The following is a 1,180-nucleotide window of genomic DNA, read 5'->3' as shown; positions in this document are numbered from 1 at the left end:
TTGAAGTTAGGTTGTCATGACCACCTAGCGCTTTTAGGTATTGACGAGCTAGGTCACCACTTTTTGCTTCACCTGCTGGTGCTGCTGCTTGGCTATCATCATCTTCACGGCCTGGCGATTTTAGGTTAAACGCGCGGATTGCGAAGCTGAATGTGAAGAAGTAAAGAGCACCGAAGCCAAGACCAACTGCACCTAGTAGTAGAGGTTTAGTTGCTAGACCGTAGTTCAACAAGTAGTCAATTAGACCAGCAGAGAATGTGAAGCCGTGTAGCGTACCAAGCATGTTAGCAACAACTAGCGATAGACCAGTGAACACTGCGTGAATCGCGTATAGAGCAGGAGCTAGGAATACGAACATGAACTCTAGAGGCTCTGTGATACCAGTTAGGAATGAACAGAATGCAACAGAGAACAATGCACCACCAACTTGGCTACGTTTCTCAACAGGAGCCGCTAGGTACATAGCAAGTGCTGCACCTGGTAGACCAAACATCATTACTGGGAAGAAACCGTTCATGAATACACCAGCGCTCTTATCGCCGCCGAAGAAACGGTGTAGGTCACCAGATTTAACTGTTTCAGTTACTTCTTTAACAGTTGCTGTAATTTCTGGAGTTACTGAGTTAGCGAATTCAAATGTGTGAGTTTGACCAGCAACAAGAGTCTTAGCTAGAGCTGGGTCAACACAAAGTTGTTGTAGTGCAGGAAGAGCTTGACCAGCAGCTGTTGCGCCAGAAACTAGCACTTCTTGACAAGAACCCATACCAAACCAGAAGAAAGAGTTCAGTACGTGGTGTAGACCTACAGGAATTAGAGCACGGTTAAGCGTACCGTATACAAACTGACCGATTGCGCCAGAAGTAGAGATACCGTGAGCAAGTGCATCTAGACCACCTTGGATTGTTGGCCATACAATACCTGAAACAGCACCAGCAACTAGGGCGAACAAACCAGCCATAATTGGCACTAGGCGCTTACCAGAGAAGAATGCTAACCACTCAGGAAGGCGTGTAGCATGGAAAGCGTTGTAAGAATGGCCAGCAATAATACCTGCGATGATACCACCGAAGAATGACATGTTAACTGACGCATCGATTGTTGACGCTGTCGCAGTAAGTACGAAGTACGCAACCGCACCAGCAAGACCTGCAGCACCTTGACCGTCTTTTGATAAGCCGAT

1 protein-coding gene is annotated in these 1,180 nt (G+C 46.9%); it reads right to left on the bottom strand.

Translation table 11 applies throughout. From position 1 onward, the window contains the following. On the bottom strand, positions 1-1,180 hold a 1,180-nt coding region (locus tag R7P67_RS25450; RefSeq protein ID WP_318086402.1), incomplete at both ends, for a PTS transporter subunit EIIC.

The sequence above is a fragment of the Vibrio sp. Vb0937 genome, assembly GCF_033338855.1.
The sequence above is the reverse complement of the archived record's forward strand: the minus strand, read 5'-3'. Positions and strand labels throughout refer to the sequence as shown.